Here is a 13,909-nt window from a genome sequence, read left to right as displayed (position 1 = left end):
CATGACTCACGGCTTCGATTTGAACGAGCGACTCGAACAGCGCGACGCACAGAACCTCCGCCGCCATCTGGAAGTCGCCGAATCCGTTTCGGCGCGGACCCGCTTTGCCGATGACCCTAAAGGAGAACCACCGGAGTTCGGCGACAAGGAAGTCGTTTTCGCCGCGAACAACTACCTCGGACTCGCCGATGATAGTCGGGTCCAGCGAGCGGCCGAACTGGGGGCACGGACCGTTGGGAGCGGCGCGGGGGCCTCGCGGCTGGTCACAGGTGACACGAAGGTCCACCGAGCGCTGGAGCGCGACCTCGCGGCCTCCAAAGGGACCGAGCGGGCTCTGGTGTTCTCATCGGGCTACGCGGCCAATATCGGGACTATCGATGCGTTGGCCCCGGACGTCGTCTTCTCCGACGAGCTGAACCACGCCTCGATTATTGACGGCTGTCGCGTCGGGGCCAGCGAGACAGTGGTGTACGACCATTGTGACGCCGACGACCTGCGAACGAAGATGAACGCACGAGCGGCCGATGTCGATGGGGACGAACAGTGGCTCGTGGTCACCGATTCGGTGTTCTCGATGGACGGAGACATCGCGCCGCTATCGGCCATCTGTGACGCCGTCGACGAGTACGGCGCGTGGCTGATGGTCGACGAGGCACACGCGACGGGGTTGTTCGGCGACAGCGGCGGTGGCGTTGTGCAACGTGAGGGGCTGAGTCACCGTGTCGACATCCAACTGGGGACGCTCTCGAAAGCGCTGGCGAGCCAGGGCGGCTACATCGCCGGCGACGAGGTGCTCATCGAGTACCTGCTGAACGCCGCGCGGTCGTTCGTCTTCTCGACCGGGCTATCCCCACCGAACGCCGCGGCGGCCTGCGAGGCATTACGAATTGCTCGCGAGACCGACCGCGCGGCGAAACTCTGGGACACCGTGGCGACACTCAGGGACGGGCTGGAGACGATGGGCTACGAGGTGCTTGGCGAGACGCATATCCTCCCAGTTGTCGTCGGTGACCGCGGCGACGCGCTGGAACTGGCCGACCGCCTGCGCGACCACGGTATCGTCGCGCCCGCGATTCGACCGCCGACGGTGCCAGAGGGAACGTCCCGCATCCGGGTTGCACCGATGGCGACACACACCGCCGACGACATCGCGCAGTGTCTCGATGCCTTCCGGACTGCCGGCACGGAGGTGGGCGTACTGTGAGCGAAACAAGCACCGGTTCGAGACCTAAAGGCGAAACCGGCCAGATCGCCGAGGACGGTGTCTTCGTCGTCGGCACCGACACCGGCGTCGGCAAGACGGTTGTGACCGCCGGGCTGACGGGCTGGCTGCGGGAGGTGGGGACAGCCGCCGTCGCAGTAAAACCCTGCCAGACTGGATACCCGCCGGACGACGACGCGGCGTTTGTCGAGTCCGTCTGTGGCACAGCGGACGCCGCAGTCTGTCTGCAGCGGTTATCGCCACCACTGGCACCAAAAGTGGCCGCACGGGAAGCAGACGACGATGTCACGCTTTCCTACGAGTCGATCCGCGACGGTGTCACCGATGTCGTGGCGGGAAGCGAGACGGCTATTGTCGAGGGCATCGGTGGCCTGCGCGTCCCGCTCGCGGACGATCGAGAAGTCATCGACCTCGTTGCGGATGTCGGGCTTCCTGCGCTGGTCGTCGCCCGTTCGGGCCTCGGAACGCTCAATCACACGGCACTGACGGTTCAGGCGCTCCGCCAGCGGGACGTGCCAGTCGTCGGTGTCGTTCTCAACGAGTACAAAGGCGAGACGACCGCTGAGCGGACGAATCCGGATGGTATCGAACGGATGACCGACTGTACTGTCTGGCCAGTACCACCCCTTGACATCGAGTCGTCTGCGAGCGTAATTGACGGACTCAGAACGCATCTCCAACAGTCGGTTCTGCGGCCAGCTATCGAGCAGTAGCTGTCGGTGTGTGCCGGTACAAAGGGGATAGAACGGGGGCAAACCCCCGTCGTGTGACACTACGGAGCCGGTAAGGCTCCATCTGGTACTTGACTACCGATCACTAAAATAGTAAGGCACGTTTCATCTGGAGATTTCCCCTCAGCACCGGGCCATGTTCCGTTAGGAACGGGCTACCGCCCAGCCGAAACGACGGTGCTAGAGGTCGATTGACAGCAGCGACTCGACGTCGACGCCGTCGTCCAGTAGCGTCCGCATACGGTCGACTGTTGCCTCGTTCCGAGTCTGCCCGGTTCGGAGCACTTCCTCGACTCTGTCTATCGTCGTCCGCGTGTCTGACTGGACTGACAGCACTGGGACGTTTTTCTCAGCCGCCTGTCCGATGACCGCACTGGCGGGCTGGAACCCACCAGTGAGGAGTAATGCGTTGATACCAGACGCTTCGAGGGCCGCTGTCTGGACCTCCGACCGGTCGCCACCGGTGACGACGACGGCATCGCGTGTCCGCCGGAAGCGTTCGAGTGCGCTGCTCCCACTCATCGCGCCGACGCTGAACCGCTCGACGTGTACGTCGGTGTTGGCATCACCAGTGAGGATGTCCGCGCCGAGGTTCCGGGCGAGGTCGGCAACCGTGACGCCGGCGAGCGAGCGGTCACGCGGCAGAATGCCGTGGACTGGGATTCCCTCGCCTTCGAGGAACGGGACCACGTCGTCGGCGAGTTCGTCGACCGTCGCGTCGGTGACGCCGTTGAACAGGACGCCGTCGAGTCGATCACCAATCGCTTCGGCCGCAGACAGAATTTCGTCCGTATCACTGGGCGTGTCGTAGCCAGTGACTAACAGCACGCGGGCGTCGAGCAGTTCCGCGATATCGATGTCAGTGAGATCGACGATACTGCCGGTCGTCAGGTCGCTACTCCCCTCGACGAGGAGCAGGTCGGTCCCGTCCGAACACGTTTCGATGCCCTCTTGCAGTCGCTCACGGAGGTCATCCGGGTCCTCACGCCCGCGGATGGCTTCCTGAATGAACGTCGGCGAGTAGACGATGGGCTCCATGTCGTGGAGGTCGGTCTCCAGATCGAGCAGTTCGCGGGCGAGCATCGGGTCCTCGTCCCGCGTCTTGCCGACCGCGCTCCGCAGGCGCGTCCCCTTGGGCTTCATGTAGCCGACGTCGTAGCCCGCGTCGTGGGCACGCGTCGCTAGCGCGAGCGTGATAGCCGTCTTGCCGATACCTTCCTCCAGTGACGTGACGAGTAGCGTGTTCGTGTCGGTCATAGTTTCTCCTGGTCGAGGGTGAGTCGCAGGTCGACCGCCTGCACCCCGTCGGGCGTCGCGACGAGGGGGTTGATGTCCAGTTCGACGATAGCGGGGAAGTCAGTGACGAGTTGCGAGAGCCGCTGGATGGTTTCGACCAGCGTCGCTTCGTCGACGGGGTCGCGACCCCTGGCACCGCGCAACAGCGGTGCGGAGTCGATGTCATCAAGCATCCCTTTCGCCTCGTTCTCGCTGACGGGGGCGACACTGACAGTGTTGTCTTCGAGCACCTCGACGAAAATACCGCCGAGGCCGAACAACAGCAACGGTCCGAACTGCGGGTCGCGGTTCATCCCGAGAATCGTCTCGACGCCGTTGTCGAGGTCGACCATCTCCTGTACCTGGACGCCGAGGATTGTCGCGTCCTCCTGGTAGTTGCGCGCCCTGACGACGAGGTCCTCGTAGGTGTCCCGGACGTCTTCGACGGGGACACCGACCTCAACGCCGCCGATATCTGACTTGTGCAGGATGTCCGGGCTGACGATTTTCATCACCACGTCGTCGCCGATCTCCTCGGCGATAGCCTCCGCTTCGACGGGCGAGGAGACGACATCGCCCTGTGGTGTCGGGATTCCGTACGCGTCGAGCAGTTCCATCGCTTCCACGCCGAGCCGGTTCGACCCGCGCCGGGCGCCGGATTCGAGTATCTCACGGGCCCGCTCGCGGTCCACGTCGAACGTCGTTGGCTCCTCGTACTCGGTCGCCCTGATCTCCCGGTAGCGCCTGAGAGCGTCCAGACTCCCGACGGCGCGGGCCGGGTCGAAGTAGTTTGGCACGCCCGCTTCGCTCAGGACGTTTGCACCAGCGTCGACTGACTTGCCGCCCATCAGCGTCGCCGCGACGGGTTTCTCGAACCGCTCCTGCTGTTCGACGATGCGCTCCGAGAGTTCCTCGAAGGAAAGCACCGCCGTCGGGCAGGCGACGACGACAGCCATCGAGACGCTGTCGTCTGCAAGGACGGTTTCGAGGGCTGTCTCGAAGCGCTCTGCAGGAGCATCCCCGATGATGTCGACCGGGTTGTAGATGTTGGCTTCGTCGGGCATCTCCTCGCGGAGTCGGGAGAACGTCTCGTCGCCGAACTGCGCGAGTTGCAGGTCCGAGTCGCCGACGGCGTCGGTCGTCATCACGCCGGGACCACCGGCGTTCGTGACGATGGCGATCTCGTCCCCGTCCGGGAGCGGCTGGCCAGCGAGAATTTGTGCGTAGTCGAACAGTTCCTGCACAGATTCGACGCGGAGCGTTCCGGCCTTATCGAGGCCTGCCTCGTAGGCTCGCTCCGACCCGGCCATTGCACCGGTGTGGGAGGCGGCTGCGCTCGCACCCGCGTCCGTGCGGCCGGACTTGACCAAGACAATCGGCGTGTCCTGTGTCACTTCCCGGGCCGTCTGAACGAACGAGGACCCGTCATTGATGTCTTCGAGATAGCCCAAAATGACATCAGTATCAGGGTCGTCACCCCACTCAGCGACGAAATCACTCTCGTCGAGTACTGCTTTGTTCCCGAGCGAGACGATGTCCTTGAAGCCGACATCGCGCTCGGCGGCCCAGTCCAGGACGGCGGTGATGAACGCGCCCGACTGGCTCATAAAGGAGATGTCGCCATCGCTGGCCATCTCGTTGCCGAAGGTGGCGTTGAGCCCGACGGGGGTCGACATCACGCCGAGGCTGTTCGGGCCGACCAGATTCAGGTCGTATTCGCGGGCCGCCTCGCGGAGCCGTCGCTCGCGTTCGGCCCCGTCGCTGCCGGTCTCACCGAAGCCAGCGGTGATGACGACCACGTTTTCGATACCCGCTTCCCCGGCGTTCTCGATAACGTCGACCGCCACTGTCGGCGGCACGACGACGACGGCAACGTCGACCGACCCGGGGTCGTCCAAGCCGGCGAGGTTGTCGTAACACGGCAATCCAAGCACTGTCTCTTTGTTCGGGTTTACGGCCACGACCTCCCCTGCAAACGAATCGAGCAGGTTCGTGGTGACCGCGTGACCGACGGACCCCTCCGAATCGGTCGCCCCGACCACTGCGACACGTTCCGGCGCAAACAACGTCGATAATCGTCCCATGCCTCTACTTGGAGGTTACAGTGGGGCCCGAATATATGTGTGGGGAACTCCCAGCGAGCGGGAATCTAGACGATTCATTACCGCGATTTCGGTGTGATGGTGCTTTTGTTCGCCACCCCCGTAGCGGCGTCCAATGAATGACCCAAGACTCCTAGCACCGTTCGACGACGACGTGGTCCGTGGCGTTGCGGGGACGAACAGCGTCGACGAAGAGCAGTTGCGGGACGCGCTCGCCGACCACCAGCGAACGATGCGCGAGAATCCGGGTGTCGAGAACCTCGTTTACGAGTGGCGAAAGCGGTTCGACGACGCAGTACTACACCGCACTCCTGCGACGTTCTTCATGGCGGTCAGAGAAACCGTCTGGGAGGAGTACGGCACACATCTTGGCCTCGACGACTACCTGCTCGCCGCAGTTGTCGCCGTCCATCAGGAGCAAGTCCTCCGTGAGACAGCGGTTGACAGCAGCGCAATCGACGAGGACGCCGTCGCGCTCGTCGTTTCCCGGCCGTCGTCGCAGTAGTCCTGTCCCTTTTATATCAGGCGTAGTGTGCTGACTCGAGCGATGGTTGGTATCAGCGGATAATATTTCTGTTCAGGTAACCAGCCATTCTATCTTAGAACATATTTTTTGGGTTCCCGAAAACATATTTTCACAAAACAATCTTTAAGTGGCTTCCCCCTGTACAATAAGATGACTATGGCAACACAAGAGCACGTCCGACGCGAGTTCGGGAACGTCGAAGAGAACGAACTCCGCCTCGACAAGGAGAAGTCCGAGCAGGTAATCAACGCGCTGAACCAGGACCTTGCGGACACGTACACGCTGTACCATCAGGTCAAGAAGCACCACTGGAACGTCGAAGGCGCCGAGTTCCGCGACCTCCACCTGTTCCTCGGCGACGCCGCCGGACACGCCGAAGAAGCAGCCGACGAACTCGCGGAGCGAGCGCAGGCCCTCGGTGGCACACCTATCGCCGGCGGCAAGGCACAGGAAGAGCACGCGTCGGTAGAACCGGAAGGGCAGGACGTGTACGACATCCGGACATCGCTCGAAAACGACCTCGAAATGTACGGCGACATCATCGAGTCGCTCCGTGACCACATCGACCTCGCGGAGAACCTCGGTGACCACGCGACTGCACAGATCCTCCGGGAAATCATCGTCCAGACCGAGGAAGACGCCCACCACATCGAGCACTACCTCGAAGACGACACGCTCGTGCTGGACTAACTCGATACAAGGGTTTCTCTCTCTCAGTTTCTTCCGCCGGCTAGTCACTACCTAGCTCAGGAGTATAGCGTGGTGTGAGTCGTTCCAGCAGAAAACAGTGCAGACTCGGAGGAAAGAGAAACGCGATGCGAGGGCGGACGAGCGGACTACCGTCTGAGGTCAACGGTGACGTCAGTCGAAATCCAGCCGTCTCGGTTCCCGTCTTCGGTAAACACGGTTCTGTCAGCACCACTATCCAGTGCTGCAACGTCCGGGCGATCCTCGGAGGCCTCGACATCGTCCGTCTGTGATGGCATTACCTGAGTTAGGCACCCCTAAAGCTAAAAGGATTTTGGTTGGCCTAATCATCTGTGGATGCCGGCCCCCGACCCGAGGGCAGAGACGGTCGTGTTTAGTTAAGCGTGAAAAGTGAGGCGGACAGATTTCTTGGTGCCTATGCCAGAAATCAGCCGCCTCAGCGGACATAGAGACTGGATTGATTTGGATTTTGTGGAGCGTGAGCGGACACCCGAGTCGGCGATGGCGTTGGGTATTAAATCCCACGTTACGGGACTGTCGTTGTCGAATACCGTCGAATTACTCGATTCGCTGGGTGTCCGACGCAGTCGGAAAGCGATCCACGATTGGGTTCAGAAAGCCGATCTACAGCCCGAATCTGGGAAATCTCCGAATCAGGTTGCGCTCGACGAAACAGTGATTCGCATCAATAATCAGCAATTCTGGCTGTACGCTGCCGCCGATCCGCAGTCGAACGAACTGCTTCACGTCCGGCTGTTTGCGACGACTACGACCACCCTCACGGAAATTTTCCTGCGCGAACTTCGGCAAAAACACGATGTCGAAACTGCTGTCTTTCTGGTCGATGGCGCTCAACACCTCCAAACTGCACTGCAACGAACTGGACTCCGATTTCAGATGTGTCGCAACGGAAATCGGAACGCTGTCGAACGGATTTTTCGAGAACTGAAGCGTCGAACCTCGTCGTTTTCAAACTCCTTCAGTCACGTCGACCCGGAAACCGCCGAAAACTGGTTGCAGAGTTTCGCTTGCTGGCATAATGCTACAAACTAAACACTACCGCAGAGACGGCCCGAAACTGGGTGCCAACACGGCGCGGCCTTTAGTACCCGAGGCGACAAGAGAGAGGTATGAGCTCGGACGACGACCTTACCGCCCTGATTACGGACCTCGTTACGACGCTACAGGAGCTAGAGACGGAGGTCGAGCCCACAACCGACAGCGGCCTGCCGCGGCCACCGACACCGGGCGAACTCCTCCGGTTCACCAGCGACGTGACCATTCCCGCGGTCATCCTCGTGTTGAAGAGCAACATCGAGGCACTGAAACTTCTCCGGCGAGCCCTCCGGATGGCCGAGGGGCGGCCGACATCGACGGGCTCCGCCTCGGGTGAAGTGCGACAGCGTGCGAGTGACCTGAGCCGGGCCACGCTCTCCCGCCTCGACGGTGCGTTGACAGACCTCCAGCAGGCTGTGGAAGGGACGCCAGAAGATGAGGAGGCCCGCGAGCTTATTCAGGAAGCCCAACAATTACGCGGCCAGATCCGGGATAGGTTAGCCGATGAAACTGAAGTAGGTGAGGGGGTCGACCCCGATCAAGTTACTGACGTTCCTGTGGACGTAGACGCCGAGCTACGGTCGATAAAAGACGATATCGATGGTCCAGACAGGGACAACGACGGTACCGAAAACGGAGACGGAAGCGACGAGGAGTAACGGAATCCAGCGCGGTGTGAAAGTTATGTTATACCAAACATAATGATTTATCATTGTACAAGTCTAGATGTGAATACCGATGTCCAGCTCTACCGCTCTGGGCGGTCGTCGGGCGACCCTGTTCGTCCGGTCTGACCTCCCTTCGCCGTCACAGAAACGCTGTACCGCTATCGAACGTGAGCTACAGGAGCTGGTGTGCCGTGGCGTACTCGACGATGTCGAAACAGTCGAATGGGAGAAACGCGTGCCGCTGCAGGGTCCCGGTAACGGAACCGAACGGGGCCTGTACAACGAGTTTGCGGACTGGGCCCGCGAGGCCGGAGTCTGCCTCGCACCGTTTTTCGACACCCGGCTCTGTTACAGTTCGACGACGGGCGAGAAGCGCCGCGAACTCGTCATGCCGGCCGTCTGTCTTGCGGTCTACGAGGACGACGATCTCGTGCAGGTAGCCCCCTTTGCCGACAGAGGTCGAACTGAGTCCGTCGAAGAATGTATCGCTGAACTGGCCGAGACCGGGGCCCTTCCGGACACCTATTCGACAACGGTCTCGACCGTATAGGTCCACGTGCCCCGTTTGGCTTCTACGCCGTCTTCGGCAGCGTCAGCGACAGTCTGCTCAGCGGCGGTCCTTGCCTCCTCCAACAAGACACTTTTCTCTGTCCTCGTGAGAAACACTATCAGTAGCTGGTAACACGGTCTCTCTCTACTCAGTCGTAGCGATGAAACTTGTTTAGTAAGCATGTGAATACAAAATAAAGAATCTCTCAAAAGTGTGTAGACTTCATAACGGATAACCGACCTCTTGAGACAGTTCACAAACTGTCCTATATTATTTTCATTTGACAAATTCACCCAATAACGTTGGGCATTTCATCATCGAAGAGCAGACGGACAGTACCGTACATGACGCCTATCCCAACACAAACTGCAATATACAATTCTATCACATTCATATTATCATCTACACATCCTTTCAACAAATAAGTACGGATTTAGTAAAACACCAGACCATGCCCAACTTATCCACTGTCTTGCGGACTTCACAAAGTGGGCTTACGCACCGATTCGGCTGTTTCAGTTCAGGCACAAATCTGAATAAAGAAATCGCGCTAGCAACTACTGCTATTGATAAACAGGGGATGGTATCGCCGACAAAGAGGGTCGCCCGGCAGTATGTGGAGAGCGATCAGACCGGGTCCCAGCGGTAGCCGTCCCAGTCCTGACTTTCGGGCACCTTGATACCCGCGTCGGGGTCGCGGAGTTCCTCGACGTAGACCGGCTCAACCGTGTCACCTGTTTCGACCTCGTCCGTCGTCACCTGCCCGAGCGCGCGGACGAACTCGTCGCTCGCGTCGTCGATGTCCGTTACGTCGAACTCCACGATAGCCAGCGTGTTCGGCTCGCGGACACCCGGTGGCGTCGCTGTCGAATGGGTCCAGGTGACGACTTCGGCGGTCCGGTCCGCGAGGTCGAACGTCTCGTCCTGTGGCTCGCCACACTCAGGACACAGCGGATGCGTGGGGTACGAGACATGACCGTTCGAACACATACCTGCTTCCAGCGTCATTCTGCGGCCTCCATGATGGTGGTGATGACACAGTTCCCGAACCCGCCGACGTTACACGCCAGTGCGGTGTCAGCCTCGACCTGTCGCGGCCCGGCCTCGCCGACGAGCTGTTCGTAGATTTCGACGCCTTGCGCGACGCCGCTTGCCCCCAGCGGATGCCCCTTCGATTTGAGCCCGCCGGAGGTGTTGATCGGCAACTCGCCGTCCTTGGCCGTCGCACCGTCCATCGCCAGCTCCCAGGCCGTTCCCTGGTCGGCGACGCCGATACCCTCCAACTGGAGGAACTCCAGAATGGTGAACATATCGTGCAGTTCGGCCACATCGAGGTCGTCGGGGCTGAGGCCGGCCATCTCGTAGGCCTGTTTGCTCGATTCGACGACCCCGTCCATGACCGTCGGGTCGTCGCGCTCGTGGACGACGTGCGTGTCGGTCGCCCCGCCGATGCCGGAGACCAGCGTGTACTCGTCGGTTATCTCCTTAGCCCGCTCCTCCGTCGTGAACATGAGCGCGGCGCTGCCGTCCGTAATCGGACAGAAGTCATACAGCCGCAGCGGGTCGGCGATGATGGGCGACTCCAGCGCTTTCTCCATCGTGATCTCCTTTTGGAACTGCGCCTTGGGGTTGTCCACGCCGTTTCTATGGTTCTTGACCGCGACCCGGGCGAGTGACTCTCGGGGGGCGTCAAACCGCTCCAGATAGTGGCGAGCGGTCATCCCGGCAAAAGACGGGAGCGTCACGCCGTGTTTGTACTCGTCAGGGTGGGTTATCGAGGCGATGATGTCGGTCGCCTGGCCCGTCGTCTTGTGGGTCATCTTCTCCCCGCCGACCAGCAGCGTCATGTCGCTGGCCCCGCTGGCGACTGACTGCCAAGCCTCGTAGATCCCGGCCCCGCCCGAGGATGAGGTCTGGTCGACCCGTTCGCTGTAGGCCGGAAGCACCCCCAGGTCGTGGGCCAGCAGATTCATGATTCCCGTCTGGCCTTCGAACTCGCCGCTTGCCATGTTCGAGACGTACAGGTGCTCTACGTCATCGGGCGCGACGCCGGCGTCCGTGAGGCACTCCTCGCCCGCCTGCGAGAGCAACTCACGGATCCAGGCGTCGCGTTGCCCGAACTTCGTCATTGACGCGCCGATTACTGCGACTCCCATACCTGTGCCGTCACAGGGGTCTCGTGTATGTATTACGGTCCGACCTATAGAACGAGTGGAATGTTCACGCAGTCGTCGTGACGACCGATAGCCCTTCGGCGGGTTGGTCACCGGCTAGTGAGACGAGCAACCGCCAGCCGTCCGCAGTTCGCTCCGCCTGGGCCATCTGTGGCGTGATACTCGTCCGGCGCAGTAGCTCGACAGCAATCGGCAATACCGGACAGCGAAGGTCCGACAGCGTCGGCCGATAGTTCTGTAATGTGATATATTTGGAACAACGGCCGGGGCCGACGGCTGCGGGTTCGATTGCTGCCTCGTCGACTACCCCCGCTGTTTCGAGGTCGGCGACAGCGTCCCGGACCGGCTCGGGTCCGCTTGGCTTTCGCGGCAATTGCCCGGCGGCTTCTCGGAGGGTATCCGCCTGTAGTTCCGGGTCGAGGTGTTTTGCGAGCGCCGTGGCCATGCTTTCGAGCATCGCCAGACAGAGTCGCTCGCGGTTCTCGGTCTCCTCGGCCGCTTCGAGATAGCTGTCGATGACTGCCTGTTCGACGGAGCGATGACGGCCCGACAGCACCTCGAACAGTGACCCGGCGACCGTGTGACAGTACTCCGGGAGCGACGACGGGGCAGTCCTGACGGCGTCGGCCCCCCACGGCGCTTCACAGACGATGAGGCCGTGAACGGTGACACGTGGGTCGTAACGACGGAGGGCACTTCGGTAGGCAGTCGCTACGCTGGCCGCTTCGGCGGCTGTCTCGCGGTCCGGGAACTGCATCCCTGACACCGGGAACGGCGGCGTGCCCGTCCTGGCGCTGACGACACGATACGGCCCGACAGCCACGCTGAGGTCCGAGAGCCTGTCACGGATGTCTGCGAGTGTACGTCCAACCATTGTTACAGTGTCTGTCTCGGCGTCGGTTCGGAGCCCGATGCATCGGTGACGGCGTGTTCAGTTGAGTGCCGATACCCATCGACGGCTCCGCTTACCTCGTGCTCGATTCCAGTCATGGCGACACAGCCACAGAGCCGCCCGACCGGAGTCGTGCCTCTCCGCCCTCTTACCCCCCTTGCATCCTCGTTAGTGAGTCGGGTTGCTCTGGCCATGGATCCTTACAGGTCTCCGGCGACGATATCGGCGACGCGCTGGCGGTCGAACAGCTCCCGGTCCACGTCGTACACTTGCGACGCGGCCCGCTCCGTGAGGACCAGGTTCGTTATCGGCCCCTGATACAGCGGCCCGCCGCGGTACACGTTCCCGTTCTGGACCGCCGTCAGTTCACTCCCGGTCTGGTCTGATTCGAGGAAACTGACGACCGTGTCTTCGAACTCCGAGCGCGTCTTATTCTCCTGCCCCCGAAAGAGAAGGTACTCGGGGTCGATGTCCAGCAGCGTCTCGAAATCAACCGTGCTCCGGTCGGCGTGGAAGTCCCTGACCGCTGTCTTTGCGAACGCGTCGCGCACGCGCAGGTCCCGCCACTGTTTGAAGCTGGTCCCGTCCTCGATGAGGTACGGGGAGAAGCTCGTCGGCTCGTCGCTCCCTGCCCACATGATGGCGACCTCCGGCCGGTCGGACTTCGAGTCCGGAATGATGTCGTCCAGACTTGTCTGGAACTCTTCGTGGAGGGACTGGAACGCCTCGAACCGGTCGGTCCGCCGGAATGCCTGGGAGAGTTTCTCGAAGGCTTCGTACAGCGTGTAGTAGGTGTAATCGTGCCACTCGTAGCCCGTCGAGAAGATACTGTTCCCGAAGAAGGGGCCGATCTGGGACTCGATTTCGTCGATATCCGACTGCTCCCAGGACCCCCGGCCCTGCAGGAAGTTCGGGTCCATGACGTGGATGTCGGCATCTATTTGGTAGAACTGCTCCTTCCCGACACCGCTGTCGCCCCACAGCTCCTGGATCGAACTCCCATCAACGCTGATGCCCGGGATCTCGTCGTAGTACTGGGTATGATATCGCGACGGTAGCCAGACTCCCTCAGGTGCATCAAGGCCAAGCGCAATCCCCATGTCGGCCCAGCTCCCGTTGTTCGCAACCCAGACCTCCGGGACTGACTCGAAGGTGACCTCGCCGACCGGCTCCATCGAGACGGAGTAGGCCGAGTCCGTCGGTTCCGTGGTCGCTGTCGGAGTTGACTCCGCGGTTGTCGTCCCGGAATCTGTCGCATCATCAGTCGCGCCGTTACTACCAGTCCCGGCCTCGGACTGGCCCGAACAGCCGGCGACGGTACCTGCCAATCCGACCCCGGCCGCAACGATGTACTCTCGTCGGTTCATATCTTTTTAGGCTTGCCTAAATGGTTTAAATCTTCCCATATTTAGGCAGGCCAAAATCGCCCTGAATCGCCAAACAGCACCCCAGCCCCCGGCAGTGAGAATCCACACAAAGTATATCTGTGCGTGCTAACCACACACGAAATATGCAGGAAGCCTGGCTCCAGTTACAATGTCCGGCGTGTTCAGTCGCCTGGGAAGAGCAAGTGTCCGACCTCCCGTCCCCGGAGACACAGTTCGCCTGTGACGACTGTGGGGCCGAACGGTCGCTGTCGGAGTTTATGCGGACCACTCGCGACCTCGAAGTACTGCAGGAGTTTACCGAATCTTAGTACTGCGCTCGCGCCGCCGCCTTCCACTCCTCGCCTCGCTTGACGTTGTTGGGAGGGCGGCGTTTGCCCACGCTCGCCAGCCGTCCGGCCAGCGTCCACTCGTCGACGTACTCGACAGTCGAGCGCTGCGATGACGCTTTAGCGGCCCGCTGGCGGTCGGTCAGGTGAGCGCTGATCGCAGCGGCGATAGCCGCTGCTTCTGCCTGTGAAGCGTCCGCCGGTATCGACAGCGACAGGTCGTCCGGGTCCGCGCTCTCAGTGGTCAGCGCCGTCTCCGTGTCCGACTGTGGTGTATCGTGAGTCGCCATG

Annotated in this window: 16 protein-coding genes; 8 read left to right on the top strand and 8 right to left on the bottom strand. The window is 61.3% G+C overall.

The features are described 5' to 3' along the window. The first annotated feature begins 1 nt into the window (after nt 1). Nucleotides 2-1,204 carry an 8-amino-7-oxononanoate synthase gene (locus tag AV059_RS15530; RefSeq protein ID WP_058995853.1) on the top strand — a complete coding sequence of 401 codons (1,203 nt, stop codon included), beginning with the start codon at nt 2-4 and terminating at the stop codon, nt 1,202-1,204. Further along, nucleotides 1,201-1,935, top strand: coding sequence for a dethiobiotin synthase (gene bioD / locus AV059_RS15525; protein ID WP_058995852.1), 735 nt, complete (start codon nt 1,201-1,203; stop codon nt 1,933-1,935). Before AV059_RS15530 ends, bioD begins: the two co-directional genes overlap by 4 nt. Before the next feature lie 198 nt (nt 1,936-2,133). Here the strand turns inward: bioD and AV059_RS15520 are convergent, their stop codons facing one another. Continuing rightward, nucleotides 2,134-3,210 (bottom strand): phosphotransacetylase family protein, encoded by a 1,077-nt coding sequence (locus AV059_RS15520; RefSeq protein ID WP_058995849.1) that lies wholly within the window; start codon nt 3,208-3,210, stop codon nt 2,134-2,136. Then, entirely contained in the window at nt 3,207-5,312 is a 2,106-nt protein-coding gene (gene acs / locus AV059_RS15515) for an acetate--CoA ligase alpha subunit (RefSeq protein WP_058995848.1), read from the bottom strand. Before acs ends, AV059_RS15520 begins: the two co-directional genes overlap by 4 nt. 133 nt (nt 5,313-5,445) lie before the next feature. Here acs and AV059_RS15510 point away from each other — a divergent pair, with 133 nt between their 5' ends. After that, the gene (locus AV059_RS15510) at nt 5,446-5,835 is read left to right on the top strand and encodes a hypothetical protein (protein ID WP_058995846.1); all 390 of its coding nucleotides are present in this window, start codon (nt 5,446-5,448) and stop codon (nt 5,833-5,835) included. A gap of 177 nt (nt 5,836-6,012) precedes the next feature. Then, complete coding sequence (gene dpsA, locus AV059_RS15505) at nt 6,013-6,546, top strand: DNA starvation/stationary phase protection protein DpsA (protein ID WP_058997639.1); 534 nt, start codon at nt 6,013-6,015, stop codon at nt 6,544-6,546. 146 nt (nt 6,547-6,692) lie between these two features. Here the strand turns inward: dpsA and AV059_RS22485 are convergent, their stop codons facing one another. Then, nucleotides 6,693-6,842: a hypothetical protein gene (locus AV059_RS22485; protein WP_004517997.1), complete on the bottom strand. Its 150-nt coding sequence runs from the start codon at nt 6,840-6,842 to the stop codon at nt 6,693-6,695. A gap of 139 nt (nt 6,843-6,981) precedes the next feature. On the opposite strand from AV059_RS22485, the gene AV059_RS15500 reads away from it, so the two are divergent. The 3 genes from AV059_RS15500 to AV059_RS15490 all read left to right on the top strand — a co-directional run bounded on the left by AV059_RS15500 (nt 6,982) and on the right by AV059_RS15490 (nt 8,838). Beyond that, the gene (locus tag AV059_RS15500) at nt 6,982-7,617 is read left to right on the top strand and encodes an IS6 family transposase (protein ID WP_058995844.1); all 636 of its coding nucleotides are present in this window, start codon (nt 6,982-6,984) and stop codon (nt 7,615-7,617) included. A gap of 77 nt (nt 7,618-7,694) precedes the next feature. Then, on the top strand, nt 7,695-8,279 hold the full coding sequence (locus AV059_RS15495; protein WP_058995842.1) for a hypothetical protein: 585 nt from the start codon (nt 7,695-7,697) through the stop codon (nt 8,277-8,279). A gap of 79 nt (nt 8,280-8,358) precedes the next feature. Next, nucleotides 8,359-8,838, top strand: a complete 480-nt coding sequence (locus AV059_RS15490; protein ID WP_058995840.1) for an HTH domain-containing protein — start codon at nt 8,359-8,361, stop codon at nt 8,836-8,838. A gap of 627 nt (nt 8,839-9,465) precedes the next feature. On the opposite strand, the gene AV059_RS15485 is transcribed toward AV059_RS15490, so the two are convergent. The 4 genes from AV059_RS15485 to AV059_RS15470 form a co-directional block, all read right to left on the bottom strand. Next, nucleotides 9,466-9,846 carry a Zn-ribbon domain-containing OB-fold protein gene (locus tag AV059_RS15485; RefSeq protein ID WP_058995838.1) on the bottom strand — a complete coding sequence of 127 codons (381 nt, stop codon included), beginning with the start codon at nt 9,844-9,846 and terminating at the stop codon, nt 9,466-9,468. Beyond that, nucleotides 9,843-10,994, bottom strand: coding sequence for a 3-ketoacyl-CoA thiolase (locus AV059_RS15480; RefSeq protein WP_058995836.1), 1,152 nt, complete (start codon nt 10,992-10,994; stop codon nt 9,843-9,845). Before AV059_RS15480 ends, AV059_RS15485 begins: the two co-directional genes overlap by 4 nt. A gap of 64 nt (nt 10,995-11,058) precedes the next feature. Then, nucleotides 11,059-11,886, bottom strand: coding sequence for a hypothetical protein (locus AV059_RS15475; RefSeq protein WP_058995834.1), 828 nt, complete (start codon nt 11,884-11,886; stop codon nt 11,059-11,061). Between the two features lie 218 nt (nt 11,887-12,104). Further along, nucleotides 12,105-13,271: an ABC transporter substrate-binding protein gene (locus AV059_RS15470; RefSeq protein ID WP_058995832.1), complete on the bottom strand. Its 1,167-nt coding sequence runs from the start codon at nt 13,269-13,271 to the stop codon at nt 12,105-12,107. 143 nt (nt 13,272-13,414) lie between these two features. On the opposite strand from AV059_RS15470, the gene AV059_RS15465 reads away from it, so the two are divergent. Then, nucleotides 13,415-13,600 (top strand): hypothetical protein, encoded by a 186-nt coding sequence (locus AV059_RS15465; RefSeq protein WP_058995830.1) that lies wholly within the window; start codon nt 13,415-13,417, stop codon nt 13,598-13,600. On the opposite strand, the gene AV059_RS15460 is transcribed toward AV059_RS15465, so the two are convergent. Next, nucleotides 13,597-13,908 (bottom strand): hypothetical protein, encoded by a 312-nt coding sequence (locus AV059_RS15460; protein ID WP_058995828.1) that lies wholly within the window; start codon nt 13,906-13,908, stop codon nt 13,597-13,599. The genes AV059_RS15465 and AV059_RS15460 overlap by 4 nt on opposite strands. Nucleotide 13,909 lies beyond the last annotated feature (1 nt).

It is taken from the genome of Haloarcula sp. CBA1127 (assembly GCF_001485575.1).
Lineage (GTDB): Archaea > Halobacteriota > Halobacteria > Halobacteriales > Haloarculaceae > Haloarcula.
Note: the sequence above shows the minus strand (reverse complement) of the source record. Positions and strands in the feature narration are given on the sequence as shown.

Bases quoted from the DNA above. Each gene is read 5' to 3' on its own strand.
- AV059_RS15530 (WP_058995853.1), top strand. From the start codon at position 2: ATGACTCACGGCTTCGATTTGAACGAGCGACTCGAACAGCGCGACGCA.
- AV059_RS15520 (WP_058995849.1), bottom strand. From the start codon at position 3,210: ATGACCGACACGAACACGCTACTCGTCACGTCACTGGAGGAAGGTATC.
- acs (WP_058995848.1), bottom strand. From the start codon at position 5,312: ATGGGACGATTATCGACGTTGTTTGCGCCGGAACGTGTCGCAGTGGTC.
- AV059_RS15510 (WP_058995846.1), top strand. From the start codon at position 5,446: ATGAATGACCCAAGACTCCTAGCACCGTTCGACGACGACGTGGTCCGT.
- dpsA (WP_058997639.1), top strand. From the start codon at position 6,013: ATGGCAACACAAGAGCACGTCCGACGCGAGTTCGGGAACGTCGAAGAG.
- AV059_RS22485 (WP_004517997.1), bottom strand. From the start codon at position 6,842: ATGCCATCACAGACGGACGATGTCGAGGCCTCCGAGGATCGCCCGGAC.
- AV059_RS15500 (WP_058995844.1), top strand. From the start codon at position 6,982: ATGCCAGAAATCAGCCGCCTCAGCGGACATAGAGACTGGATTGATTTG.
- AV059_RS15495 (WP_058995842.1), top strand. From the start codon at position 7,695: ATGAGCTCGGACGACGACCTTACCGCCCTGATTACGGACCTCGTTACG.
- AV059_RS15490 (WP_058995840.1), top strand. From the start codon at position 8,359: ATGTCCAGCTCTACCGCTCTGGGCGGTCGTCGGGCGACCCTGTTCGTC.
- AV059_RS15485 (WP_058995838.1), bottom strand. From the start codon at position 9,846: ATGACGCTGGAAGCAGGTATGTGTTCGAACGGTCATGTCTCGTACCCC.
- AV059_RS15480 (WP_058995836.1), bottom strand. From the start codon at position 10,994: ATGGGAGTCGCAGTAATCGGCGCGTCAATGACGAAGTTCGGGCAACGC.
- AV059_RS15475 (WP_058995834.1), bottom strand. From the start codon at position 11,886: ATGGTTGGACGTACACTCGCAGACATCCGTGACAGGCTCTCGGACCTC.
- AV059_RS15470 (WP_058995832.1), bottom strand. From the start codon at position 13,271: ATGAACCGACGAGAGTACATCGTTGCGGCCGGGGTCGGATTGGCAGGT.
- AV059_RS15465 (WP_058995830.1), top strand. From the start codon at position 13,415: ATGCAGGAAGCCTGGCTCCAGTTACAATGTCCGGCGTGTTCAGTCGCC.
- AV059_RS15460 (WP_058995828.1), bottom strand. From the start codon at position 13,908: ATGGCGACTCACGATACACCACAGTCGGACACGGAGACGGCGCTGACC.